The sequence below is a fragment of the Ktedonospora formicarum genome, from assembly GCF_016587355.1.
GTDB lineage: Bacteria > Chloroflexota > Ktedonobacteria > Ktedonobacterales > Ktedonobacteraceae > Ktedonobacter > Ktedonobacter formicarum.
On record NZ_BNJF01000011.1, the window covers coordinates 127,593 to 151,671 of the forward strand.

23 protein-coding genes and 4 pseudogenes are annotated in these 24,079 nt (G+C 51.8%); 14 read left to right on the top strand and 13 right to left on the bottom strand.

The window, feature by feature from the left end:
• Positions 1-213 precede the first annotated feature (213 nt).
• Complete coding sequence (locus K3T82_RS46185; RefSeq protein ID WP_220200202.1) at positions 214-546, top strand: hypothetical protein; 333 nt, start codon at positions 214-216, stop codon at positions 544-546.
• A gap of 190 nt (positions 547-736) precedes the next feature.
• Here the strand turns inward: K3T82_RS46185 and K3T82_RS46190 are convergent, their stop codons facing one another.
• Complete coding sequence (locus tag K3T82_RS46190) at positions 737-1,006, bottom strand: hypothetical protein (protein WP_220200203.1); 270 nt, start codon at positions 1,004-1,006, stop codon at positions 737-739.
• 848 nt (positions 1,007-1,854) lie between these two features.
• On the opposite strand from K3T82_RS46190, the gene K3T82_RS46195 reads away from it, so the two are divergent.
• A complete protein-coding gene (locus tag K3T82_RS46195) occupies positions 1,855-3,156 on the top strand; it encodes a transposase (protein WP_220198795.1) in 1,302 nt (433 codons plus the stop codon).
• 25 nt (positions 3,157-3,181) lie between these two features.
• Here the strand turns inward: K3T82_RS46195 and K3T82_RS46200 are convergent, their stop codons facing one another.
• Positions 3,182-4,594 (bottom strand): reverse transcriptase/maturase family protein, encoded by a 1,413-nt coding sequence (locus tag K3T82_RS46200; RefSeq protein WP_220200204.1) that lies wholly within the window; start codon positions 4,592-4,594, stop codon positions 3,182-3,184.
• A 184-nt stretch (positions 4,595-4,778) separates the two neighbouring features.
• On the opposite strand from K3T82_RS46200, the gene K3T82_RS46205 reads away from it, so the two are divergent.
• Positions 4,779-5,048: a hypothetical protein gene (locus K3T82_RS46205; protein WP_220200205.1), complete on the top strand. Its 270-nt coding sequence runs from the start codon at positions 4,779-4,781 to the stop codon at positions 5,046-5,048.
• Between the two features lie 7 nt (positions 5,049-5,055).
• Here the strand turns inward: K3T82_RS46205 and K3T82_RS46210 are convergent.
• Positions 5,056-6,534 (bottom strand): annotated as a pseudogene (locus K3T82_RS46210) (ISNCY family transposase).
• On the opposite strand from K3T82_RS46210, the gene K3T82_RS49570 reads away from it, so the two are divergent.
• On the top strand, positions 6,481-6,606 hold the full coding sequence (locus K3T82_RS49570; RefSeq protein ID WP_268886753.1) for a hypothetical protein: 126 nt from the start codon (positions 6,481-6,483) through the stop codon (positions 6,604-6,606). The pseudogene K3T82_RS46210 and the gene K3T82_RS49570 overlap by 54 nt on opposite strands.
• Positions 6,607-6,640: 34 nt before the next feature.
• On the opposite strand, the pseudogene K3T82_RS50795 reads toward K3T82_RS49570, so the two are convergent.
• A pseudogene (locus tag K3T82_RS50795) lies at positions 6,641-6,825 on the bottom strand (IS6 family transposase); the annotation flags it as partial.
• Between K3T82_RS50795 and K3T82_RS46215 the strand changes: the two are divergent.
• On the top strand, positions 6,745-6,990 hold the full coding sequence (locus K3T82_RS46215; RefSeq protein ID WP_220200206.1) for a hypothetical protein: 246 nt from the start codon (positions 6,745-6,747) through the stop codon (positions 6,988-6,990). The pseudogene K3T82_RS50795 and the gene K3T82_RS46215 overlap by 81 nt on opposite strands.
• Positions 6,991-7,334: 344 nt before the next feature.
• Positions 7,335-8,012, top strand: coding sequence for a hypothetical protein (locus K3T82_RS46220; protein WP_220200207.1), 678 nt, complete (start codon positions 7,335-7,337; stop codon positions 8,010-8,012).
• A gap of 150 nt (positions 8,013-8,162) precedes the next feature.
• Here K3T82_RS46220 and K3T82_RS50800 read toward each other — a convergent pair.
• The 3 genes and pseudogenes from K3T82_RS50800 to K3T82_RS46235 all read right to left on the bottom strand — a co-directional run.
• A pseudogene (locus tag K3T82_RS50800) lies at positions 8,163-8,285 on the bottom strand (IS3 family transposase); the annotation flags it as partial.
• Positions 8,286-9,674: 1,389 nt separating this feature from the next.
• The gene (locus K3T82_RS46230; protein WP_220200209.1) at positions 9,675-10,271 is read right to left on the bottom strand and encodes a TetR/AcrR family transcriptional regulator; all 597 of its coding nucleotides are present in this window, start codon (positions 10,269-10,271) and stop codon (positions 9,675-9,677) included.
• Between the two features lie 304 nt (positions 10,272-10,575).
• The gene (locus tag K3T82_RS46235) at positions 10,576-10,821 is read right to left on the bottom strand and encodes a hypothetical protein (protein ID WP_220200210.1); all 246 of its coding nucleotides are present in this window, start codon (positions 10,819-10,821) and stop codon (positions 10,576-10,578) included.
• Positions 10,822-11,168: 347 nt separating this feature from the next.
• Between K3T82_RS46235 and K3T82_RS46240 the strand changes: the two genes are divergently transcribed.
• A protein-coding gene (locus tag K3T82_RS46240) for an IS5 family transposase (protein ID WP_236031958.1) occupies positions 11,169-12,039 on the top strand; the annotation gives its coding sequence in 2 pieces (ribosomal slippage) (positions 11,169-11,552 and positions 11,554-12,039; 870 coding nt in all).
• Positions 12,040-12,070: 31 nt separating this feature from the next.
• On the opposite strand, the gene K3T82_RS46245 is transcribed toward K3T82_RS46240, so the two are convergent.
• On the bottom strand, positions 12,071-12,796 hold the full coding sequence (locus K3T82_RS46245; RefSeq protein ID WP_420799431.1) for an IS5 family transposase: 726 nt from the start codon (positions 12,794-12,796) through the stop codon (positions 12,071-12,073).
• Positions 12,797-12,811: 15 nt separating this feature from the next.
• Positions 12,812-12,922, bottom strand: coding sequence for a transposase (locus K3T82_RS50805; protein WP_420799428.1), 111 nt, complete (start codon positions 12,920-12,922; stop codon positions 12,812-12,814).
• A gap of 107 nt (positions 12,923-13,029) precedes the next feature.
• Between K3T82_RS50805 and K3T82_RS46250 the strand changes: the two genes are divergently transcribed.
• Positions 13,030-13,935, top strand: coding sequence for a class I SAM-dependent methyltransferase (locus K3T82_RS46250; protein WP_220200211.1), 906 nt, complete (start codon positions 13,030-13,032; stop codon positions 13,933-13,935).
• A 98-nt stretch (positions 13,936-14,033) separates the two neighbouring features.
• On the opposite strand, the gene K3T82_RS46255 is transcribed toward K3T82_RS46250, so the two are convergent.
• Positions 14,034-15,419: an ISNCY family transposase gene (locus tag K3T82_RS46255; RefSeq protein WP_220200212.1), complete on the bottom strand. Its 1,386-nt coding sequence runs from the start codon at positions 15,417-15,419 to the stop codon at positions 14,034-14,036.
• 174 nt (positions 15,420-15,593) lie between these two features.
• On the opposite strand from K3T82_RS46255, the gene K3T82_RS46260 reads away from it, so the two are divergent.
• Both K3T82_RS46260 and K3T82_RS46265 read left to right on the top strand, forming a co-directional pair.
• Complete coding sequence (locus K3T82_RS46260; RefSeq protein WP_220200213.1) at positions 15,594-15,920, top strand: hypothetical protein; 327 nt, start codon at positions 15,594-15,596, stop codon at positions 15,918-15,920.
• 81 nt (positions 15,921-16,001) lie between these two features.
• Positions 16,002-17,054 (top strand): dipeptidase, encoded by a 1,053-nt coding sequence (locus K3T82_RS46265; RefSeq protein ID WP_220200214.1) that lies wholly within the window; start codon positions 16,002-16,004, stop codon positions 17,052-17,054.
• A gap of 516 nt (positions 17,055-17,570) precedes the next feature.
• Here K3T82_RS46265 and K3T82_RS46270 read toward each other — a convergent pair.
• Positions 17,571-18,221: a P-loop NTPase family protein gene (locus K3T82_RS46270; RefSeq protein ID WP_220200215.1), complete on the bottom strand. Its 651-nt coding sequence runs from the start codon at positions 18,219-18,221 to the stop codon at positions 17,571-17,573.
• A 381-nt stretch (positions 18,222-18,602) separates the two neighbouring features.
• Between K3T82_RS46270 and K3T82_RS46275 the strand changes: the two genes are divergently transcribed.
• The 4 genes from K3T82_RS46275 (at position 18,603) to K3T82_RS46290 (ending at position 22,379) form a co-directional block, all read left to right on the top strand.
• On the top strand, positions 18,603-18,824 hold the full coding sequence (locus K3T82_RS46275; RefSeq protein WP_220200216.1) for a hypothetical protein: 222 nt from the start codon (positions 18,603-18,605) through the stop codon (positions 18,822-18,824).
• Between the two features lie 305 nt (positions 18,825-19,129).
• Positions 19,130-20,290 carry an aspartyl protease family protein gene (locus K3T82_RS46280; protein ID WP_220200217.1) on the top strand — a complete coding sequence of 387 codons (1,161 nt, stop codon included), beginning with the start codon at positions 19,130-19,132 and terminating at the stop codon, positions 20,288-20,290.
• A gap of 1,382 nt (positions 20,291-21,672) precedes the next feature.
• Positions 21,673-21,876, top strand: a complete 204-nt coding sequence (locus tag K3T82_RS46285) for a hypothetical protein (protein ID WP_220200218.1) — start codon at positions 21,673-21,675, stop codon at positions 21,874-21,876.
• A 53-nt stretch (positions 21,877-21,929) separates the two neighbouring features.
• A complete protein-coding gene (locus K3T82_RS46290) occupies positions 21,930-22,379 on the top strand; it encodes a PaaI family thioesterase (protein ID WP_220200219.1) in 450 nt (149 codons plus the stop codon).
• Between the two features lie 657 nt (positions 22,380-23,036).
• Here the strand turns inward: K3T82_RS46290 and K3T82_RS46295 are convergent.
• Together K3T82_RS46295 and K3T82_RS46300 are read right to left on the bottom strand one after the other, a co-directional pair.
• Positions 23,037-23,198, bottom strand: a complete 162-nt coding sequence (locus tag K3T82_RS46295) for a helix-turn-helix transcriptional regulator (protein ID WP_220200220.1) — start codon at positions 23,196-23,198, stop codon at positions 23,037-23,039.
• A gap of 135 nt (positions 23,199-23,333) precedes the next feature.
• Positions 23,334-24,050: pseudogene (locus K3T82_RS46300) on the bottom strand (IS6 family transposase).
• Positions 24,051-24,079: the final 29 nt, after the last annotated feature.

A 24,079-nucleotide genomic window follows, 5' to 3' on the forward strand; every position in this document is an offset into this window, starting at 1 on the left:
AAGACGCGCACTTGTATACCATCTCACTCGGTCTCAGCCAGAACGCCTTGCTCACGAAGTCATTGAACCGCTTCACAGGGGATTTTACCTGCCCATCGGGGAAACAGAGCAATACTGTCCTGCTGGAAATACAGCAAACAGATAGAAGAGGAGAAGAATCAGCCCATAAACTATGAGAAGGAGGCGTATGCTTTTAGGGAAACCTTGACGGAAGTGAACCTTCTCAAAAAAGAGATGAAGGAGCCTTCGTGTAAACGTCAAGAGAGCAACACTTGCTATGAGGAGAGTAGCGCCAAAGAACTCGATGTTAAACCAAAGCCTTCCACCTGCCTCAAGGTTGCCAAAGCATTGAACACTAAGAATGTAGTTAGAAGCGAGGCAAGCAAGAAAGGCGACAAGAGCGATAAATCCATCAAGGATCACTTTGAGGCAGAAGTAAATGACAAGAGATCCAGTGAGATGAGAGCGAGCCATAAAGGAAAATCCTCCTGTTTATTCGTAGCCGAGAAATATATCATAAGGGCATTGCTAGTATCAATGTCGTAGAAGTTACTTCTTGCGCCCATAGGTGTAGATTTCGCGCACACAAGTTCCTCAAGAGGAGAAAAACAAGAGACTTTTTCAAGGTTCTCCGTTTGGTTGACAACAACCGCACATGTGAAACTATGTCACAGGGAAGAGAATAGCTGTTTTTCGCCACGGATATTGCATGTCGTTGTCGAGATTGTGGCGAGGTTTACTGCTTTTCCTGAAAGCTTTGAAAGATGGCATTAAAGATGCCCTTGTTCGCAGCAAATTGTTCTGGTGGTGTGCTAAACCAGATGTTATAGAGATGATGGTGGCTCGCGTACGCGATCTCAACCTTCGCAGGCGAAAGATACGACTGACCCGCAGGCATATTCACCATGGCAGTTGACCAGGTGAGCTGATGAATAGTTATTTTGCCTTGCCGCTCGATCGTACCTATTTTAACCGCATTATTCTGACACAGTCTCTCCGGTGACATTGACCCATTTTTCTTTGCAGTCACAACCAACAAGATGTTCTCAATTTTATTTGAGGGGTGAAGCTCTATTTGTTCTAAAAAGAGATCACTCTTGTTCGGATCTAACGTTGTAGATCTCGCTATCCATGTTGCCGGGTAACGAAAGGTAAAGTACGGCGAGATAAGTACTTTCCACCCCCGAGGATCATCAAGAGAAGCGACCGGCGATGGCGAAGAAAGGGGAGGTGTCTGAGTAACTCTATTGGTGGTTTGCGAAGGTATCGTGGCTGTCATCGATGGCGCGCTTCCAGATCCAGATTGCGAGCTACACGCGCTTACAATCCAGCTAGAGAGTAGGAGCATTAAGAGAGAAATAAGGGCATTTAGCATTCTACGAGAATAGGGAGAAAGAGAGGGTATAGATTTTTCATGAGAAGAACGCATGGTGCTACCTTTCCAATATAATGATCATTGGCACATGTATAATGTTCTCTACAAGTGTAGTCATAGCTGAGGGCACACGCCACATCGACAACTCACATTCTTCTCATGATCTGCTCATTGATTTATACATTGAGAAACGAAGTGAAAGGAGAACTGCGGAGCTCAGTGAGTGGGAGAGGAAGCGAAAAGGAAGAAAAGAGGATTTTCTGGAAAGAAAAAGACAACTAAAGAGGTGACACTGATGCTATGCTTCTGCGATGCTCCAACCAACTTGTACGCTAGACTACAATGTAGTCAAAGACTCTACTTGCCGCAGATTAAATATCACTAAGTTTGCACTTTCCAAATGGGTAAAAAATTGAAAGCATGGAAGACTCATGATACAAAAGAAACAAGCAAAAAACGTCTTTTGTCAGGAGTCAGCCATGCCACACCCTATTGTATGTCTGGACGCGCGTTTTCGCCAGTATCTCGAACACTGGCAGACCTTGTTTTCGCGCCCACAATTTCAGCACTTCGTCACCGTGCTGCTTGCGTTGGTCGTCGGTTCCCAAGGGTTCACGCTCTTGCACTTCAAACGGGCGGTGGCTGGGAGCAAAAGCCTGGCAAGTCTGAGCCGTTTCTTTGCTCAAGCTCCGTGGGACCAAACGCCTCTGCATGCCCTGGCCTGGTCTCGCTTTGTGGCTCAGATGCAGCCCTGGGTCCACCAGGATCTCTCACACCAGCGCACGTTGCAACCTGTTGGACGAGGTCGCCCTCGCAAGCTCTTCGTGATAGGCTACTTGATTGGCGATGACTCGACGATAGGCAAGCCAAAAGGCGTAAAGATGCAAGGCCTGGGGCGACATCACGACAGCAAGCAGAACCAGCGGGTCAAGGGCCATTCCCTGGTGCAAGGCCTCTATGTCTTGCTTGGACAGCATTTTCCGCTCGAGCCCCGACTCTATCGTCAGCAGGCGACCTGTGTGCAAGAAGGGATCCCTTTCCAGAGCAAGATTGCCCTCATGATCGAGATCATCAAGCAGTTTGAGCCACCGCAGAACACGCTCACCCATGTGTTGCTCGGCAGTTGGTACAGCGCCAAAGCCATCTGGAAAGCGGCGCGAGATCGTGGCTTTTTGATCACCACGGCCTTGCGCAGCAATCGCTCAGTGCGCATCCCGGATGCGACCTCGCCACAAGGCTGGCGTTGGCAACGCCTTTGCGCCTATGACGAAAGCTTACCGGATGTGGCCTTTGTGCCCTGTGCCTGGCCGCGCAACCCCGAACATCGGGTGTGGGTGCATGTATTGAACAGTTCGGTGAAAAGCTTGTATCGCTGTCAACTGATCATCATTCGTCAGCATCTCGATGATCCAGTGAGCCGGGCCCGCTTCTGGGCTTCAAGCGATCTGCAGGCCGATGTGGAGCAGTTGCTCACCTCTATCTCTCGTCGTTGGGACATCGAGGTTTTCTTTGAAGACGTCAAAGAACTGCTGGGCATTGATCACTATCAACTGATGAGTGCCCAGGGGCTGCAGCGCTATTGGAGCTTGTGCTGGATCGCCTTCTCCTTTCTGGAGGAGCATCGCGGCTCCTTGCAGACCCAGCGGCAACGGCATGTAACGCTGGGGGAAGCCAAACGGGATCTCCAGCACATTCATCACCGCTTGCTTGTGGCATGGATCACTGATCACGCGCGTCAAGGCACCACAAGCGATCAAATTGCTGATCTCTTGGCCGCTTAAGCGGCTTGTTTGTAAATGTGCAAACTTAGTGTTTGTATTTCTTGTACACCTTCTTCACCGATATTCTGTGCTTGCTTGCTAACGTCTTTGTCAGCGATTGTTCCATGACCCATTTGAGTTTGCTGAGGGTGTACAGGTTGTAGGCCATGCGGTAGTAGTTGACGAGCCCCCGATATTCAAGCTGATACGTCGCTATGATGGTAAAGTCACTTTCGTTGAGCAACTCCGCTCGGTGCGTGGGCTTCCCTTGGCGCATATATCGCTTGCATTTGTCCTCGATGACCTTTTTTGGCAGCTTCAGACCGATGCCACCATTGATGCTTCGGCCTTTTCGCCCGTCCTTGTCACGGGTTTGTTTGGCGTTGCTCTGGAAGGTGGTGATTTCGTAGTTCAGAAATTTGGCAGCGCTGTCCCGTGTGTGGGTGATCAACGTCTTCTCGTCCGAAAGATTGAGCTTGAGTTCCTCAAGCAGAAATGTTCGGAGCCGCCGTTTGATAGCCTCTGCTTCTTCCTTGGAACCGATAAACGACAGTGCAAAATCATCGGCATACCTTACGTATCGCAGTCGTCGGAAGTCGGGGTCCTGGGGATCAATGGAGGGAAGTCTTTGGGCCTGTTGCTTGATTTTGCGGGCAGCCTCCGTCTGCCCTCTTTTATGCAGTTTGCAGGCGCGATTGATCAGGCGATTGTATTCCTGATTGGGCTTTCTTTTCTTTCCTCTGGTGTATTCAGGGATGAGTTCTGTTTCCACGAACCTGTCCAATTTTGAGAGCAGGATATTGGAAAGTATGGGGCTGAGTATTGAACCTTGGGGGACACCACTCAGTGTTTTCTTCACCTTCCAGTCTTCCATATATCCTGCGTCGAGGAGCTTTTTGACGAGATTGAGAAATCGCCCGTCCTGGATATGTTCGGCGAGTGCCGAAATGATAAGGGTATGATCGAGGGAGCCGAAGCAATCCGCTATGTCCCCCTCGATGATCCACACTGTGCCTTGCCAGATCCGGTAGATTTCTCGGAGCGCCGTATGGCATCCCCGTCCTTCACGAAAGCCATGAGAGTGCTCGCTGAATGTCCCATCGAAGTAGGCGTCCAGGATCATTCTCATGACCTCAGCAAGCAGTTTGTCACTCCAAACGGGGAGGCCGAGCGGCCTCTTTTTCTCGCTCTTCTTCAAGATGTAGGTTCTTCGTGCTGGTTGCCAGTGATATCGTTCCTGCTTCAGTGCAGCAATGATGGCTTCAAAGGTTTCCAGTGAGGTGCCGTCGGACGTCTCTTCCATCACGCCGGGCGTCATTGCGCCAGCATTTCGATACATTCGACCGTAGGCGGTGAGGTACAGGTTGGTGTTGTACAGTTGTCTGTAGACGCGCTTTACTGGCAAGCCCCGCTTGCCCCGTTCACGGAGAAGTCCTACATACGCTTCGGTTGTCTGCACTTTCGCATACCTCCATGCATGAGGAACTTCCTGATACCTTCCCTCTGTGTGGGTATCCATCACACACTCTGGCCCTCCTTCAAGGGCTGCCCCTTCATTCCTCGCGGGAGCATCGTTGCTCTTTGAGTTCTTACTATGGGGGTTCCGTCGCCATGCGGTAGAGTAGACGGCGGGCGAGGTTCCATTGCTGGACCTTTTCCCTCCGTCCCTCTCCGAACCACGCATGCCCGTTTCCGTAGCACGTGGCTCTCCGGCCGCAGCTGGGGCCAACCGCATCTTTCCCGTGTCAGCGGCAGAGCTGTGCCCTTCTGACCTCACCGCTTGGCGGACCTTGCGCCATACGCTCGATTATCGCGGTGAGGGCCGTCGCAAGCAACTCCGTTTTCGCCGCGACTCTCAGACCTATCTCACCTTGTTGGAGGAGCTGCTTTGCGGATCAGGTTTGCCGTCGTAGAAAAAAACTAGAATCGTAAACTCATCTTAGAGAGGCGTTGCTCCAGAGCAACCAAGTATGCGTGAGGATCTTTGTGAAAGCGAGACTGTTTGCGTCGAATCTCTTGGCGAGATGACACCTCGCAGCGCAATTGACGCCAACGGGTCAGATCGTCGGGAATCAGCTCCTCGTCGCTGAAAAGATGCAAGCGGGCGGCCAATGTCGTGGTCAGGCGAACCGGTCCGCGCACTACCAGCCCAGGAATGGCTCCTCGACGCCCCGTTGCTCGGCGCTCACTCGCTCGCACCTTGCCAAATGCTTGCTCCAGGTCATTGTTGGTTTTGGGCAAATCCGCAATCTGATAGCAAAAGAAGAGATGAGGTGCATAGCTCTGAGTCACTTTGAGGAAATGCACCAGGGCTGGGCGTCCAGTGTCTGCTTGTTTCGCGGCGGTTCTCATTCGCTCGAGCGTGGCTTCAAAGTGGTTCTGAACGATATCTGCCTTCCACTGTTCCTGGTTGCGCAATATCTCAGCCACGTCCCAGAGCCATGCAACAAGCGGGCAGACCACCGCAAAGAGTTCCTTGGTAGCCTGCAGACCTTTGTGGAAGAGACGTTTCAATCGTTCAAGTTCTTTGGGAAGCCCCTTTTTTCTTCCATGCGATCCAACGAGTTGCTGATGGCTTGTAGCCGCTGCTGTAACCGGAGTCCAGAAGCGGACAATGGCGGTATGCCATCGTCGGTCACACTGGCTCGAACCGCCAAGCAATACGCGTGAATCACTTCAGCCTCCTCATCGTCTCTTCCCTCGATGGCTCGTTCGATGGGACGAACTCCTCGCACCTGCTTTTTCAATTCCTTTTTCGCATGTCGATCGGCTTCGTAGAGAGGCTTGCCAGCTTCTCGCAGGTAATGGAAGTGACAGAGTTGATGGGGGACCTGAGGCATGGCTGTGGCAACCGCACGGCGAATGGAAAGCTGCCCATCGGAGATGATGCCGTGGATCGGGACGCTGAGCAGGTCTTTTGCTTCGCAAAGCAGCCCTGTCAGATCGTCTTGCGTTGAACTCAAGAGCGCGCGCCAACACGATTTCCCCAGAGAGGACTTCTCGAATGACCCAGAGGACCTCGTGACCTACATCGGGCTGGAGTCCATCGATGGCCAGAATCACGCGTCCCTGAGAGGTGAAGCGTTCTTGGTGGCGTTGCCGACACGAGAGATGCAGCGTGACCAATTCCTCGTAGCGGTGCATGAGATGCTCCACCGTTCGTTCGCATACCCGCAACCCACGTTCATGCAGCATGCGCTGCATCTCCGGCGCTGAGCGATGCTCTCGGTAGCGCCATTGACCCACCAATGCGATCAGGTCTAGCCCGCTTTCCCCATGCGGTAACGCCCAACGACCTTCTTCCTCTGGTCGGTAGGGCTGCTTGTAGGCCTGGCAAGCGGGATTGTGGCAACGACGAACGACGAGGCGCAATTGGACGAGGCCCTTAGTGGTCAGGATCTTGCGATGGGCATGGTAGCTCACCGGCATCCAGGTCCCACACGACTGGCAATGCTGTTTTTGTGGCTCTAAGCGGATATGTTCCTCTGCTTCCGGGCGAGCAACTCTTCTTCCTCTTGCTTTGAACCAGAATATCAAGCATGTTGCCATATTGATCGACCATCAAAGTGAGCTTCGCTTCACTTTGATGGTCAAAAACACCTCATCAAGATGCCTCTTGTCTCCAGTGTGGCTACATCGATGTTTGAGCCCGTTGGCGCAGGTCTGACCACATGCGAGGCACAGATGCCTGGTGGCCCAGAACTTGTGGCGATATCTGTCAGAATAGGAGCAACTGCTAACCTTTATAGCGCACACGCGCACTTTACGGAAGAGCTTGAAGATAACGCTACCGTCTACTACTTCGATGGCTATCAAACAACGATCAAACGCTTCACCATGACGGAACTCTCTTGAACAAAAAACTTCTAGGAAAAGTAGCCTGGGCTAGTCGCACAAAGATGCCTATTGAAAACCTCCCCTGACCTCGTTAGATGATCATGCTCATATATGTTAATGCGCTTCGATTAACGGCTTCTGCAACGAGATCGCTCAAATTCAAACTTGGCCGCCGACAAGCACACACCTCCTGCTGGCCCTGGACAATAAGCTCCTCCAGATCAGCGAGATTCCCCTATAAATACTCTCGCCCATTTGCGGGTGCCTTTTGTTTTGTTGTAAGCTTGCGACAAGGCATGGCAATAGGACGATGCGAGAGATGCACACAAACGCGAGGGGCTTTTTTTCAGAGGGAGAGTTATATGCTGCCAACTATAGAAGTTCGCTGGTTTTGCCAGGGAGACCTTTCGCTCTCTATCTGGCAACATTTCCTCAACAACACAATCGGCCAGGAGGAGGCCGTGGAGAAAAGGCTTGATATCTACCTCGCTCTGCCGGGCGTCGAGGACCTGGGCATAAAGTTGCGGGGGCAGGATGCCACGCCTCAGAAAGCTTCCGACAAGCTGGAAATTAAGTGTCGACAGGAAGAGCGCAGCCTCACCCCATTTACGGGCACCGGCAAGCTCGAACACTGGCAAAAGTGGGGTTTCAGCGGCGAAGAGGGAACGAGCCAGCTTTCAAGCCTCCTAACGGAGAACGAGCCAGCCTGGATCAAAGTAGAGAAAACGCGTTGCACCCGCAGGTACGCCGCCGTAAGTGACACCATCGTACACGCATTATCTCCCGCAGAGCAATCCAGCAACAGTTGCAACGTCGAATTGACCACACTGTACGCCAGGCAGCAAATATGGTGGACACTGGGCCTTGAAAAAGTCATCAGCCTCCATGGCTTAGAAGCCGCAGAGCACACACTCAAGCTCGTTGCACAGCATATTCTCACCGAATTAAACATTGATACGTTAGCTGTAGAACACTCTTATAGCTATCCTAAATGGCTACAAAAAATAGGTAGTTGCGATTTTAGCAATAGTATCGGCTAATACCCAAGGGCCAATCAGACCTCGTCACCTCTTGCGGCAAAAGGAGGCCTCGCGCCTTCATTATCAGCATAAGATGAGGATGACCCTGCTCCAGTTTTGTGGAGTGTTTAGCTGTGGAAGCTGAAACATTGCAAAAGTGCCGATGAATGGTTAAAGGCCCCTCTGAGCATCTTTCTGTGTTTGCACTTTGTAGGCTAATGGACTCAAATAGCCAAGCGAGGAATGACGTCTGACCCGATTGTAAAAAGCCTCCAGATAGACAAAGAGCGCTGTTAAGCGTTAAAACTGTTTTACACCTATGCTAGCTGCTGCTAAATTTCAGCGGGGAAGAGATAAAGAAACAGCGTATTTTAGACTCAGGACAAATATCCGTCTTATAATTATATGAAGTCACCACATGCTAATGAGATCTCTTCCTTCACTCACACAGGAGAAGAAAGGATACACCATGAGCCGGAATCTTGTTATACTAGTGAGCCTCGTCACACTTCTCATTACTATGTTTCTCTTTGCATTTCTTTCCTCTCTCCCGTATCGATTAGCTGTTATTGTAGGCTGGGTACTTCTTACCTGCATTCTTCTCGATCTTTCAAGACGGCATTCTGCACCTCTTGCCCAAGGAGAGAAGCCTCAAAAACTGGGACCATATACGATACGACAAAGCCTCAGTTGGCTAGACATGGCTTGGCGTGATCGACAGAGATACGATCAAAAAAACGATGGGAAATAGCTACAATGCGGTTGAGATCGTTATCTGCATAGACTCAAGATGCAACAAAACATCTCTGGCAGTTGCCACCAGATCTTCACACGTGCTCGCATTGAAGAAGAGTCCGTGAACACGTGCATCTTCGAGTGGAAGGCTCCCAAAGGCAGGTCACGCAACGGCGCGTGACCTGCCTTTGGAATCAGTTCTCGTGCGTTCAAAACGTGTGGCATCATTTCCATACCTTTCTTACTTCAGTGCCTCAAACTGAGCTCTCTTTGCCAAGCAAGAGAATGACCCGCTCTCTGAACGCAGGCCCCATATTCTCTTCGCCGAGCAAGTGCGCCCTCAGATGTTGTACACTGATCCCTTCGAAGCTGCGCTTCTGTGAAGCAGATGAGAACTGTTCAGGTTGTGCTTCCTCGACACCACGACCTGCTCATTCTGCACGGGAAACCGATCGAATTAGTGGAGACTGCACTGATGGGGAGGATTCTGCCAAGCGGATATAGTGGTCGCTGATGCTTGACAGTGCTCACGTAGCGAACACGCTCGGCAATAGCCGATACACACCACAAGAGCACCCGCAATGAGCCGTCGCGCTCTGGTCGCCACTCTTGTTGGATGGCTCTCCGATTTCTCCACGACTTTGCGTCCCTTTTGACAACGTTCAAGCCGGACGGGATCTTCGTATGATGAAGATCCCGCAAAAGCCTCTGGAGGCCTTCGTACCCAAGAGGGCATTGCCAGGTTTGGCGGCACTCGCGGTTATCTTTCAATGTTGCGTAAGCTAGAGGTGAAGCTGCTTGCTACACTGGAACAAACCTTGGCTGGGAATCCTGTTCTTCCGCTTTTGCCAGAGCCTTCTGAATAGTTGCTATTTTCGCGTGTATCCTGGAGGAACCTCGTTTAGGAATACTGATGCGCCCAAAGCGCCCCTCATCCTGGAGCATCGGTCAAGTAACCGTGACGACAGGTGACAAGCCAGCAATCACAACTGCCAAAACGTGATGTGCCATCTCCTCTTTCGTGATGGTTTGGTCTCCCCAGCTCCACTGCGCTGCGGGGCCGATAATCGCCCAACTGATGGCCTGTGCTGTGACTTCTCTTGCCTCTACGCGCTCAGGAACCTCTGATGGAACCTGCTTGAGCCATCTCAAGAGGAACTCATAAAGTTCTCGTTGAAGTGCTATCTCGTAGAGCGGCTCAAACTGCCGATCGGATGGCTTGTGATACCGACGCACAAGCGCCCAAAAGTCGAACACGGTCACTATCAATCGATGTAAGGTCTCCTTTTGCAGGGTGGAGGAGGCAGGAAGTTGGCGCGCGAGAGCCCTTTGAAACTTCTCGCGTAGCCAGCCCTCCACAAGCGCATATTTGTCTTCAAAGTGGGCATAAAACGTGGCTCGATTGACGGTGGCACGTTCCGCGATTTCTTGCACGGAGATCGAGTGGATATTGTGTTTTTCTTCAAGCAATGCGATGAACGCTTGTAACAACAACTGACGGGTCCGTTTAACCCGTGGATCGTTTGCATTGACGAGTGTGGTCATATTCCTTGAAATACTCTCTTATTTCCCTTCTGAAAGAAAGCAACACTTTCCTGCTGGTGTGTCTACACAACGATCCCGCCTGTTTGTTGATTGCTTTCAGCGGATGACCTATCTTACTATTCCTACAGTGTAGTATACACGAAACTGCTATCTAAGCAACACTGTTGTGCTTCTATCCTTGTCACTCTGGCAAGCAATTGGAGGCCGGCAAAGAAAGGATGAGTCGTATGAAAGCAATGGGAAGAGCCGCTGGAAGACCGGCTAGCGTTGTGAAAAAGGCGCTTTCAGTCTCCTGTCCGCAAGCCTACAGGGTACTCGTCAAGGTCCACGCACCTTCTCTCAATCCGACCTGGAGGTGGTTTTCATGATTGTCGTCGCAACTCCCACCGGCCTGATCGGTCACCAGGTCCTCGACAATGTTTTTGACAGTGCAGAGCCCATCCGCGTGATCGCACGCGATCCCTCTCGCCTCCATCACCTCCCCACAGTCATACCCTCGCGAGGGCCTCGGCCGCAACCTTCTCCGCTCCTCCTCCCACAACCCTCCCATGCTCTTCTCCTTCCCCCTCACCGTTCGCTCATTCTCGCGACCACACCGCGCGCAACAACAAGCGGTTCAACTCCTCATACCCTGGGACTCGCAACGTCGGAACACACATGCCTCTCCGACTCTCTTCTCCCTCTACATCTCATAAGGCATATAGAATACGTAAAAACAGCAGAGAAAACTCTTTAACGTAATCTGACCGGAAAGTGGCCGCTTCCTGTCCTGGTCGAAGATGACCATCCCTCATATACTCCTAAGTTAGTGTTTGATTCTCGCCATCTAGCCGATAAGAAAGAGAAAGAGGTGTTTTCAAAAAAGGAGCAAAAGAGATGAAAAGAAGCCAACAGCGCATGCCGATGACGCTTGATCGGCCGGCCTACCCCTCCGATCTCAGCGATGAGCAGTGGGCCATATTGGAACCACTGGTGCCAGCCCTTTCGCCAGAGGCTGCCTACTACGTCCACGAGCGACGCGAAATTGTCAATGCCATTTTCTATGTGTTGCGCAGTGGCTGTCCCTGGCGCATGCTCCCTCACGAGTTTCCAGCCTGGGAAACCGTCTATTATTACTTTCGCAAATGGGAACACGAGGGCGTCTGGGAACGGATCTTGCACATCCTTCGGATGCGTGTACGCCGCAAGCAAGGCCGAGAGAAAGAGCCCAGTGCTGCGATCATCGATAGTCAATCCATCAAAACGAGCGCTGTTGGCGGCCCGAAGAAGGGCTTCGATATGGGGAAAAAAAATCTGGGGTAGGAAGCGTCATGCACTTGTTGATACGCAGGGCAACCTCTTGGGAGTGAAAGTCACTGGAGCTGAGAGTTCCGATCAGGAAGGAGGCCGACTCTTGTTAGAGTCAGTAAAAAAGCTCCTTCCTCGCCTTAAGCTGATTTGGGCAGACAGCCACTACGGAGGCACCTTCCGCACCTGGGCCAGGGTAATCCTGGGGTGGGAAATCCAAATCGTCAAAGCACTCACCGTTCCCAAGAGGGGACTGCTGGTCTACGAGGATGAGGAGGTCGACTGGGACAAGCTCTTCCCCAAAGGCTTTCATCCCCAGCCCAGAAGGTGGGTTGTCGAGCGTACCTTCTCCTGGATTATCCTCTGGCGTCGGCTCTGTCGCGATCACGAGGGACTTCCCTGCAGCAGCGAGGCTTTGATCAAAATCGCAATGAGCGCTCGCATGTTGCACCTGCTCAAGCCCTCTTTTTTCTCGTATTGAGAATCAAACACTAACTAAGAGTGTGTCTGAACTAGAAAGAAAAGGATTGGAAAGGCGTTAACCGCCGAAGAAAGAGCTGGATAGAAGCGATCTGGATGAAGGCTTCACTGCATTGGGGCAAGCTCTCATAATCGCGAGCCAGACGCCGGAAACGAATGAACCACCCGAAGGTTCGTTCGATTTTCCAACGATGGAGTTGGACGAGAAACCCCTTTGCAGGTGAGCGAACGAGTTCGCCATTGATGAGGATCAATGGATCGGCCTTGGGGACGATTTCAGTGTCCCAACCCAATGTGGTTTTGATCCATTCGATGAGAGAATCCGTGTAGCCGCTATCAGCGAACAGATGACACAGGCGAGGGAAGCAGCCTCCCAGGTCTTGCAAGAGCAGTGGGGCTCCTAGGCGATCCATCAAGCGAGCCGTATGGACCTTGACTGCCAGAAGCAGTCCCTGGGTATCAACCAGGACGTCCGCTTGCGCCCGTGAATTTTTTTTCCCAGCATCAAAACCCCGTTCGCTGCCTCGCACAGGGCTGGTTTTGATCGATTGACTATCAATGATGGCCGCGCTGGGTTCGGGGTCGCGCCCCATGTGGGCACGCACCTCTCGGCGCAAGCTCGTCATCGCTCGCTCCCAGGTTCCATCACGTTGCCAGCGGCGGAAATAATGGTACACGGTTTTCCCATTGGGCAAATCGTGAGGCATTTGCCTCCACGAACACCCGGTTCGCAGGACAGAGAGAATGCCATTGATGATCTCGCGACGCTCGACTCATTCTCTCGGACTCCACTGCGCTGGAGGCGGGAGCAATGATTCTAAGCGCTCCCACTGCTCATCCGTCAGATCGGAGGGATAGGCTTTCCGTTTCTGGTAATCACTCATCTGTTCTGCTCCTTTCTTTGGCTCTTGTTGGCTCCTTTCTTTCAGTCTAGCACGACTTCGTTTAGTTCAGACACACTCTAAAGAGGATGCAAGCGAAAGGATTTGGTATGGCAAAAGAAACCCAAATTGAGAAAGTGGTTCACTACTACACGATTGCAGCAAGAGACTATAAACAGTTCTGGACCGGTCCTGAGGATCTCGCCATGCACTTTGGCTACTATGATGATACAAAGGGAATCTCGACGCATGAAGAAGCCCTGCTCCATATGAATAACATTCTGGCCGGATACGCACACATTACACCGGAAGATCGGGTACTGGACGCAGGGTGTGGTTATGGTGGCAGCTCTCTCTGGTTGGCTGGCAACGTCGGGTGCCAGGTCACAGGCATTACACTTGTGCAGGAACAAGTTCAGGAGGCTCAGGCCGCAGCCCAAAGGCGCCAACTGGAGCATCGCACCCAGTTTGAATGCATGGATTTCGCACACACAACGTTTGCTGACGCCACCTTCGATGTGATCTGGACATTGGAAAGCCTGGTCCATGCAGAACACAAGCGTGACTTTCTCCGTGAAGCATTCCGTCTCCTGCGACCTGGTGGTCGCCTCCTCATCTCTGAATATATGCTTCGAGAAGATCCACCGCTTTCGTCTGAGCAACAAGCATCGCTCACGCCCTGGCTCACAGGCTGGGTAATGCCAAATCTGCTGACGCCAGATGAGTATACCTCCATGATGCGTGAAGAAGGCTTTGGAGCCATCCAGGTCAGAAATCTCACGGAGTGGACGCGCCTTTCGATCAGTCGGCTCGGCAAAACCGGCCTCCCTGTCCTGCCTGCCGCTTCACTGGCAATTGTACTGACTCGCATCCTCTCCCTCTTCCGTCTGTTTCGCAAGGAACGTGTCCACAATTTCGAAGCGGGAGTCTGCATGAACCAGGCGTTACGCAAAGGGTTGTGGCAATACATCGTCATCATTGCCCAAAAGCCCTCAGCTTCAGCGATGCATCTCTAGTACTAGTATGCGGTGCGAAATGACTCTCCAGGCCGCTTGAAGGCTAATTGTTGATGCGCTTTTCATTTCGCACCAAGGATCCTGGCCTGTCTCCAGGGTCACGCCGTCTTCAGGAGGGCGATGCGGCGCAGATTGCTGGCGATCACCCCCAGGCCCAGCCATCGCTCCATCCCATCTCTGCCATGATAGCGGCTCTTGCGCCAGCCATAATCCCGCCGCAGGCTGGCAATGCGCCCTTCGATCCCGGCTCGCCACCGATACCCGCGACGGAAGCGTGGAGTGCGTTCCAGAGCTCGGCGTTCCTCCGATGCCTTCCCAACTGCCGGGATCGCCACCTGTTTAACTCCTGCGGTCTTGAGCTTCTCTTCAGTGTCAGCGGAGTGAACCCCGCGATCTGCTGTTACCAAGCGAGGAGGCTGAGCAAACACCTCCCAATGGTGAGCGACCGCATCAATCGCCTGCCCATGCTCTTGCGGGTGCTCCAGGAGCTGATAGCGCGTTACCAGCCCTCCCTCAACTTCATCGAGCGTCACGAGTCGCCCAAACTCCACAAGCGCGCCGCCTTTGTGCCGTGGAATGGCTCGTGTGTGTGGCTCAAACAGGCTGAGCACTTTCTCGCTGGATGGTACCTTCTTGTTCTCCAGGACGCGCTTACGGGTTTGCGCGATCACCCGCACAACCTGCGGCAATACCTGTTCCACTTGCTGCAGCAGGCGGGTCGCTGGTTCCTGGGTCTCCTTGCCCAGCACGCTTACCACCTGGCGCACCTGTTTGACCATCTGCTCGGTCGTCTCCACCAGCTTCTCGTACAGCTTCTTCTGCTCAGCTTCCTTGTCTTCGCCTTTGCGTCGCAGTCCACGGTGGAAGGTTTGGGCGGTTCGCCGCGCAGTCCGCAGCCGGGAACGGCAGAGCTGCTGCACATTGTTCACCCGCTCTTTGAGCAAGCCTTTGGCCCTCTGCGCCACGCGGGAGAGCACCCGCACACTGTCGACCAACAGTCCGCCATCGGTGGGGTGGTGGATCTGGGTTTGCACACAGGTGGCGTCCAGTCGCAGCTTGCGCCCTTGAGTCACCTTGGCATGGACCGCCAGTTGCACCACACGATCGTTCAACGCATGCAGCGTTTCTGGACGCAGGGTATGGGTCCACCGAATCAGAGTGGCTTTCGTGGGCACGGTCTGGAAATACACGCGGCAGAACCACCGGAGCACCAGGCCATCGGCCACGCGCTTTGTGGTCTCTTCGTAACTACAGCCATAAAGGTGTTTGATCAGGAGCAGACGCAGAATGACTTCCACTGGCATGGAGTGCCGTCCATGCACCAGGGTGTGTTGGTAGCGCTTCCCCAAGTCGGTGTGTACGGCCTGATACAACTGGTCATCTTCCAGCAGCGTGTCCAGAGTTTTGAGGATGGGGTCGGTCTGGGCCGCTACTTCTGGGACACGAGCAAACACATCCTCGACGGGGTAACTATCGATGAGCATGGGATCCATCCTTATGCTTGTTTTTCCTCCTATTTTACCACAGCTATTACAGCCGCAAGCGGCCTGGAGAGCCATTTCGCACCGCATACTAGTACTAGAAGAAAAACGGTCGGTCGCCTTGTTCTCAGAGCACATGCATCAAGAGCACCCCCCTGTCAATATGTGTCAAACCTCATGTTAGTCGGTCTGCGCCTGAGCAACGCTGCGGGCTGGTTTGAGGTCTTCTTTTTCCCCAAACGACGCGTCACGCCCGAACTCCATGCCTTTCTCAAAGCCCTGGCGAGCCTGCGTGAACGGGAGCAGCCCATCCCTGAGACCCTGGCCCAGGCTCTCCCTGCCGAGGTCGTCTCCCTCCTCCTGCAGGGCGTCTCTCTTACCGATCTCCCGCGCCAGTCTCACAAAGTCATCTTCCATCTCGTGCAGCTGGGACCCTCTGTGCGCTCTCGCTGGCGCGAAGACGCGCACACCTACCAGGGCATTGTAGGGCACGAGATCAGCTAAAATCCCTGACAACATAATGTCAGGGATTACTGGTATGCTAGAGGCAAGTTGCTTTTTGATCTGCAAGAAAGGATAAGATCTATGAACTCAGCGCACCTGTTCCCTGTTTTTGATGGACATAATGACACCCTTACCTACCTCTTTCGCTCACCGGAACGCAGCTTCTTACAGGAGAATTCCCAGGGACACATTGATCTGCCTCGCGCCCGCAAGGGTGGATTCGCGGGCGGCTTCTTTGCTATTTTCCCCCGCTCGACTAGCCAGCAGGGTCAAAAGCCCGGAACATCTCCAACCGGAGAGCGTTCATTCCCGGCCCTTGACCCTCAGCAGGCTCACCAGTTCACCTTGTCTGTCATGGCCTACCTCTTTCGCCTGGAAAAAGAGGCAGAGGGGCAGATAAAAGTTGTTCGCACAGGTGAACAATTGGCCTGGTGCCTACAGAACGATGTTCTGGCAACCGTGCTCCACTTTGAAGGTGCTGAAGCTATTGATCCCAACCTCGATGCACTTGAAGTCTTCTATCAGGCGGGACTTCGTTCTCTGGGCCTCGTATGGAGTCGCCCGAATATTTTCGCTCAAGGTGTTCCCTTCACGTTCCCCCACTCTCCCGACACAGGTCCAGGGCTCACGGATGCCGGACGGGAACTGGTACGTGCCTGCAACCAGCTACGTATTATGCTTGACCTCTCTCATCTCAATGAGAAGGGCTTCTGGGATGTGGCTCGTCTCTCCGATGCGCCCCTGGTCACGACACACTCAAATGTCTTCGCCATCTGCCCCTCGCCGCGCAACCTCACAAATAAGCAACTCGACGCCATCAAAGCCTCCGAAGGGATGGTCGGACTAAACTTCGCGCTGTCCTTTTTGCGTGAGGATGGGCACAACAATCCCACAACGCCCCTTGATATCATGGTACACCACATCGACTATCTTGTTGAGCGTATGGGCATTGATCATGTCGGCTTTGGCTCGGACTTCGATGGCGGAATCACCCCGTCACAAGATATCGGTGACGTTACAGGTCTCCCCAGGCTCATCTCGGCCCTACACAATCACGGCTATGATGACGCAGCCCTGCGCAAGCTCACCCACGAGAACTGGCTCCGCGTCTTACGCAAGACCTGGCAATCCTAAAACGATATTGTGGCGCTCATAAATATCGTGCCTACATATTACGGAAGAGTGGGAACATGTAGAGAACGAGTCACAGGTTGCGCTCATAAATTACGCGCCTACATATTACGTTCTCGCATGTTGTACATGATCGCGTGTAAATAATATGGCATGCGACCATGGAACGGTAATGGCATATGTAATATGTAGGCGCGTAATTATGTTCTTTTAAAACTTAATCTGATGATATAGACTGGTGGGCAAACACTAGGTTGTGATGAGGTTTCCACTACACCTACCTATATTCCCACAATAGTGCACCCACTACATCCTACATGCTTTCTCTCCTCTTCTTCGCATGCTTCATACGTTAGCAGTAACACCTACGCAGGACATTTGCCAAGGGTAATACGCTCGCACGTTTCCCTATCGGATATGTTGAAGTAGTTGCTCTCCAATTCGTAATGAGGAAGAAACTGACCTTGTTAGCGCTGATGTTGTCGTTCCGTTCAGCTCCTAATAATTGCTAAGGAGAGTTTAGGTGTCAGATGAGGAACAGAGGTGTTGCTTGATACGTCCAAGCAAACGCTCTTGATCAGCTTTGTTTCTGATAAAAAAGACTTTCTCTTGATATTTTTTTAGATACCTACGCACAAAGGCTGCTGTAGGAGGAACTGAAATTCCATCTCTTTCCAGACATCTGAGTAAAATTTCTGCATCTGGTGGTTCTCTCCTCTCTCCATACTCTTCAAAATACCTGCGCATGAAGGCTGCTTTAGGCGAGTGAGAAGGGACCTTATTTAAATAGTGGTTGTGATTATCTTTTAAGAGTTTCACAAGCAATTTTATGCCATTGACACCGGGATAAGGATTGATGCCACGGAGGCTTTTTGAGATATGACGACGAATCATGCGAGATGCAGCCACAGGCCAGGGGATCTCAAGCAACACGATATAATCAGCCTGATAGAGCAACGGGTCTGTCCAGATAATATAACTTCCTTCTGTGACCCATCCAGGTTGCTCAGCAATAGAAAAGGCATCATTGAGAGACTCTGCCATCTGCGTCCCATTTTTCTGGCTTATCTTATCTAGCTCATAATGAGGAACAGCAAACCTGGAAGAGAGAGACTCTGCCAAGGTTGTCTTTCCACTACTAGACCCTCCGATAATGTGTATTTTTATCATGTTTTTCCTTGGTTGCAATGTTTATCTTCCTTGGAGCAAGGATACTCAATTATTGTGAAACATGCAAAATTTGCCATATTTGCTGATATCTCCGCCGCATAGAATGCCTGGAGGATAAAAAGGCAACAACTCATTGCTCCTCTGAGGGCGAAAACAGAAGAGCTGGATGTTTGCCAGATGCTTTAGCACTGCTTGCGTGTCTGAGGCAAGCAAAATCGTTGCCAAGTAATGTGGCAATCTTCATTTTTCTTTGGCACATACTTGATCGCTCCATCCAACGCGCAACAGAACAGGGCAATCAGTGTGAGCAAAGCATTGAAGCAGGAGGGACGTTCGTTTTGACAGAAAAACACCCATCATCCCGAATTGACAGAAGGAGGAATGGAGAGGAAAGATCAGCCAGAGGAAGCTGAGCGCCCCCTTCAAGCGGTAGAGCGGCACCTATGCCAACAGGTGCTGCTCTACCATGCCATGGCATTCCTGTTGCAGCAGGTCATGTCGAAGCACCTTGGAGGAAACCTCAAGCAAGGAGAGAAGAAAGGCAAAGATGAAACTGGCCATCAACAAGCGCTTTCTGTGTTGCTCCCATGCCCACAGGCTTGATTCTTCCCACAATATTTTGGAGAGGCATAGCAAGCGAATCGAATCACTTGGTCAATACCCTTACAAATAGCAAATCTGGCCCTCCAACGGAAGCATTTGCCCTCCGATAAGGATCTGGCATAGGTTTAGTAATAAGCTGATCAATATTTGGCCAATGCTCTCATCTGCAGTTTTTCCTTCCCCTTTCATCTCCTCCATATAGACACCCTCTGGGAGTCTCATCTATACTACTGCAAAGGGAATGATCTATTTGTGAGAGAAGCCAGATTTCATGCCTGATAGCGCATTTCATTGGGAGATCTCCTATGCCACAAGCTACTAACGGGCATTCTCAACATGTCACCGTACCGCTGCGTATCGAGCACAATCGCCCCTTTGTGGACTTTACATTGAAGGGGGTGGATGGCAGTACCCATACAGCTCGCTTCTGGATCGATACAGGGGGCGGCGCTTTTCTCATCTCCGAAGCCTTGGCACGGAAACTTGGAATGTCGTGGGAGGAGGTGATTGAAAGCGATGAGGGCCGTTTTGCCCCTTGTTCGCCACCAGCGCTTCGCCTCGCTGGTATGCCGATACGTCTTGAGCATACCCAGGCTCTTGTTGTCCTCGACCAGCCTGTGCACATGACGCCTGGAATCTTTGCCGATGGGCTGATATGCGGTAGCCTTCTCGCACAGTATCATGTCATTTTTGATTTTCCTCACCACCAATTCACACTGGCAACACCTGGCACCCTACCACCTCAGGGCGCTCCTCTGGGTACGCCCATTCACCCGGAATCGGGTTTTCCTCGCCTTGAGGTACAGATCGATGGGCAAACATACGGGATGCTGCTCGATACTGGTGCCTCACATACCATGATCTCACGTCCCTTGTTGGAGACGTTCACAACGGCGCATCCCGATTGGTCACGCGCAGATGGAGCGATCGGCACTGCTAACATGGGGGACGAGCAAGCAGATACCAAGCAATGCATGGTACGCCTGGCAACATGCACATGGGGACCATACCAACTTGCCGATGTCAGTGTCGTCTCACGAGATCCTGGTGTGTTTGAGGAGCGTCTGTCTCCATGGATGACAAGTCCAATCGTTGGCGCGCTCGGTGGCAATGTGCTCAGATGTTTTCGCGTTGAAATCGACTATGCCGGACAAACAACATACCTGGAGCAATACGCCACACCCACTGCCCACGACATGGACCTGATTGGACTCACGCTGTTGCCTCAGAGAGATGGTTCCTATCGTGTCCTGGAGGTAGCAACAGGTGGCAACGCTCAAGAGGTCTCTGAGCAGATCCAGGTGGGTGACATCCTTCTGTATGTCGATCAACAGGAGATCTACGGTCTCTCGCTAGCGAGCGCAGTGGATGCATTGCGCGGTGTGCCTGGTCAGATGCATACATTGCAACTGGAACGCATGGGCCAACATCGAGAGATACAGGTTCCTGTCAGGCGCGTTCTCTAAATGCGGTGAAGCACGCGCTGGCGCAGGAGGGCAAAGCCCATCTTACTGTACATCAGAAAGCGCAGCCAGGGGGAGGAGGATATCATGGTATGAGCGAAACGAGAGCGACGCAAACGAACCGACAACTGGGAACAGATCTAGCAATGGGGCCGTCATCCGGAGCAACGGTTCTATGAGAACATCAGACCGCTCTCGCTCTTTGGTATTCCACCTGCTGAACGAACACAGGAGACTGGGTGAACAGAAAACACATTGCGAAGGACTGCTGATGCTTTCTGCATAGAAGGTATAACAAGCCTCTTTCGTCCGACGAAGCAGCAGCGGGAAGATCATCATCGATCTCTCCCTATTCCCATGTGTCTGCTTATTGTTGATTTGAAGGCCGAATATCCTGACTTCAGTCTCCGCGAGATTGTTGACATTTGTTTCGTCCAGTTTGATCGTCGCCCTTATCACAATACGGTCAAGCAAGTCCTAGCTGATGGCCTCAGGATTCCATGATCAGTTACTTTGCCTGATGCTCAAGGAAGGAGGTTTCCGAATCGGCGAGCTTTTATGTTTGCATATAAAAGATCTTGATTTTGGACAGGAGGAGGTCTACGTTCGTTTTCGCCCTGGCAATGAGAACCAAACTCGTGCCAAGTCCGATACAGCAGAGAACGCTTTGTTCATCTTCCTCCCACGGTAATGGGCCTGCTTGATATCTACATCACTGAAGTCTGGGTAGAGGCCAGCCCTCAGACTGATCATCTCTGGGTTGTGCTCAAAAAAGATGCCAAGAATCGTGAAGGGAAGGCAACGGTTTGGGAGGGCTCTCTCTGTAGCCGCTGTCGAAAAGATGTTTCAGCACTACTCGAGAAAATCAGGTGTGAACTTACTTATGAGGGAATTACTTGGAGTCTCGTCAACCCCAGAACTGGCTTGTTTTTGCCTGATTGCTCTTTTCCCAAGCAATTCAGCTTGTTGTCTTTTCAGAGATGAGATGATAGACAATGAGATGAACATGATGCTCATCTCGTTGATACTCAAATGACTGTTTCATGATCTAATCATGCATCTTATTAAACCATGAAGCAAGAGGTAAAACCGCAATAGCCTCACCGCTTGGGATGAATCCCAGCGGCTTGCAGCGGGCTAAAGCCCTATAGTGTCAGCCATTCTTCTCTGCACATTGAAGCGGGTTTCGATGTAGTTCTAATATGGGCGGCCCTTCTTGATTTCTTTCTTCTCGATGCACAGGGCCTCATACACCCTTCTGGCATCATGCGAGAGAAAGACGCTACCACTGGCACAAAATTTCCTGGGAAAACCACTTCCCATCGGGTATACTTTCCCCAAATGTGTAAATTGCGTTCCCATTGAAAGATTGACGAACTTTTGGTATGCAGAAGAAAGCGCGCCATCAGATCGATGAGAGGCTCATGGTCGTACCAGCAATCGAAGGCATTGATCTGTTCAAAATAACGCAGGTGACAATGGCCTTAGAAAAGACCTATCAGGACGGGGACACATCCGTACAGGCCGTTCCGGCCCACGTCTGCCGCAGAGTTGCTTGTGCTGCGCCAGGACACAAAGAACTTGTTTAACGAGAACGATCTCTCACAAGAAGTCAACACCAACAGCGTGTAAGGAGAAAGCAATGATCCCACCAGACCCAGACTATGTGGTGCGCGTGCAAACCAGTTTTGGTCGTCAACAAGCTATGGCACTGCTAGGAGCCCAGATGACCGAGGTGCGGCCTGGGGTAACGGAAATTGTCCTTCCCTTTCGAGAAGAACTGACACAACAGCATGGCTTTGTGCATGCAGGGATTATCACTGCCATTGCCGATTCTGCCTGTGGCTATGCCGCGCTGAGTCTGATGCCACCAGGCGTGGGCGTCCTGACCATCGAATTCAAGGTCAACCTCCTCAATCCAGCGGCAGGCGAGCGTTTCATAGCACGAGGCCAGGTAGTAAAGCCGGGGCGCACCATCATGGTTTGTACGGGCGAGGTAGTAGCCCAACGCGCGGATAGCACTCAGCAGACGGTCGCTCTGATGCAGGCGACAATGATGGTCGTGCGTGATCGCCCCACTGTCTCGGATTAGAAAAGCGTGGATCCGCGCTTTTCTTTTTCCAATGTACAAAGTTTCGATGAAAGAAGTCACATGAGGAACGGTTTTTCCCGCGAATGCATTGACCAGTGTTCAATATTGTGGGCAAAACCTGCTCAATCCGTCCGTAGGGCATTTACAAAGAAGGCTTGGGGACACAAAATGAGGGAGCACTGGCACCCTCCAACGCACACGCACACTTAAATCTCTCCGATATCGTTCCCTTTCTCACACTGGCTGCTCACACAACATTATCCCACATGCGAGGCATCCTGGGAAGAAAACACCTCATGCACACAGCAGCAGCTATAGCTGCTGCTAAGAGATGCCAGGGGCCGAGACCAGAGATCACTGCAACAACCGCTGCTACGGCTGCTGGCAACCCCATTCGCCTCCTTTACACGCAACACAAGCTATATATGGGATCCTCATCCACGTGCGACACCTACTTTCATGCTCGATTCTCTCCTCTTCCCCTCGTTCTCTTCTGTAGAAAAACAATGATACAAATTTGGAAGACAATGACATAGTTATCAAAACTCAAGCGCTCATAATTTGGGTTATTTACCGAATTTGGTTTGTCTGGACAGAATGTCTCTTGAATAACCCATTGGCGTTTCAGTAGGGCATACCTTTGAGGCAGAGGAGAAACTATGGTTGTATTTCCAGGAGGCGAAAACACAGCACAAAACTTCCGAATACAGTGCCCCAACGACTGATGGTGGTCACTGCAACCCCTAACTTGTCCGCAACCTCTACCTGCGAATACCCACGCACTCGACGTGCCTGCTTGAGCATATTCTTCATCCTCATCACGCCTCCCCTTAGAGCCACTCAATACGGGTCACCTGACCGGTATTGTCAAATTAGTGTATGAAGAAGGCATCGTTGGGAGGAAATGCTTATAAGGAAAACAAGAGCAAACGAGAACTGGAGCATATGGACGTGTTATACGGCCCTGTTTCCAGTGGTGATATCATTCCAGATCCCAAAGCGCTCCTGCAGAAGGGCACGATAGTTTGAAGCGCTAAGACGCTGCCTTCTCGGTCGGAAATGGTCAGAGATGGGTCCAAAGGCCGAGGGGAATCGTTGGGCATGACCGGGCTAGGTGAAGCGCCGCATCGTACGTTCCCGTTGTCGTGTTGATTGATGGGAGTTCTCCGCTCGATTGTTCAGGCCTTTGTGTTGCCGATGCTCGACATGAGGCATGATTTCTTTCCTGGCGGCGGCATAGCTTGTCAGTTTGTCGGTAATGATGACACGAGGTACGTACTGAAGCCTCTTCAGAAGCTTGCGGAAGAATTTCTTGGCTGCTTGTTTGTCGCGTCGACCCTGGACAAGAATATCAAGCACATTGCCGTGTTGATCGACGGCCAGCCACACATAGCTTCGCTTTCCATTGATGGTGAGAAACACTTCATCCAGATGCCGCTTGTCTCCCAGCCCTACGCGGCGACGTTTCAGCTCATTGGTGTATGTTTGACCGAAGTTGAGGCACCATTGTCGACTGGTTTCGTAGGTGAGTCTTACTCCACGCTCTGCCATGAGCTCTTCAACATCACGAAAACTGAGCGAAAAACGGAAATACAGCCAGACGCAATGACAGATAATCATGGGCGGGAAGCGGTACCCTTTGTAGGGCGAAGATGAGGTGTTCCTTTTCATGAAGGCATTGTATCATGCTATTCAGCTTT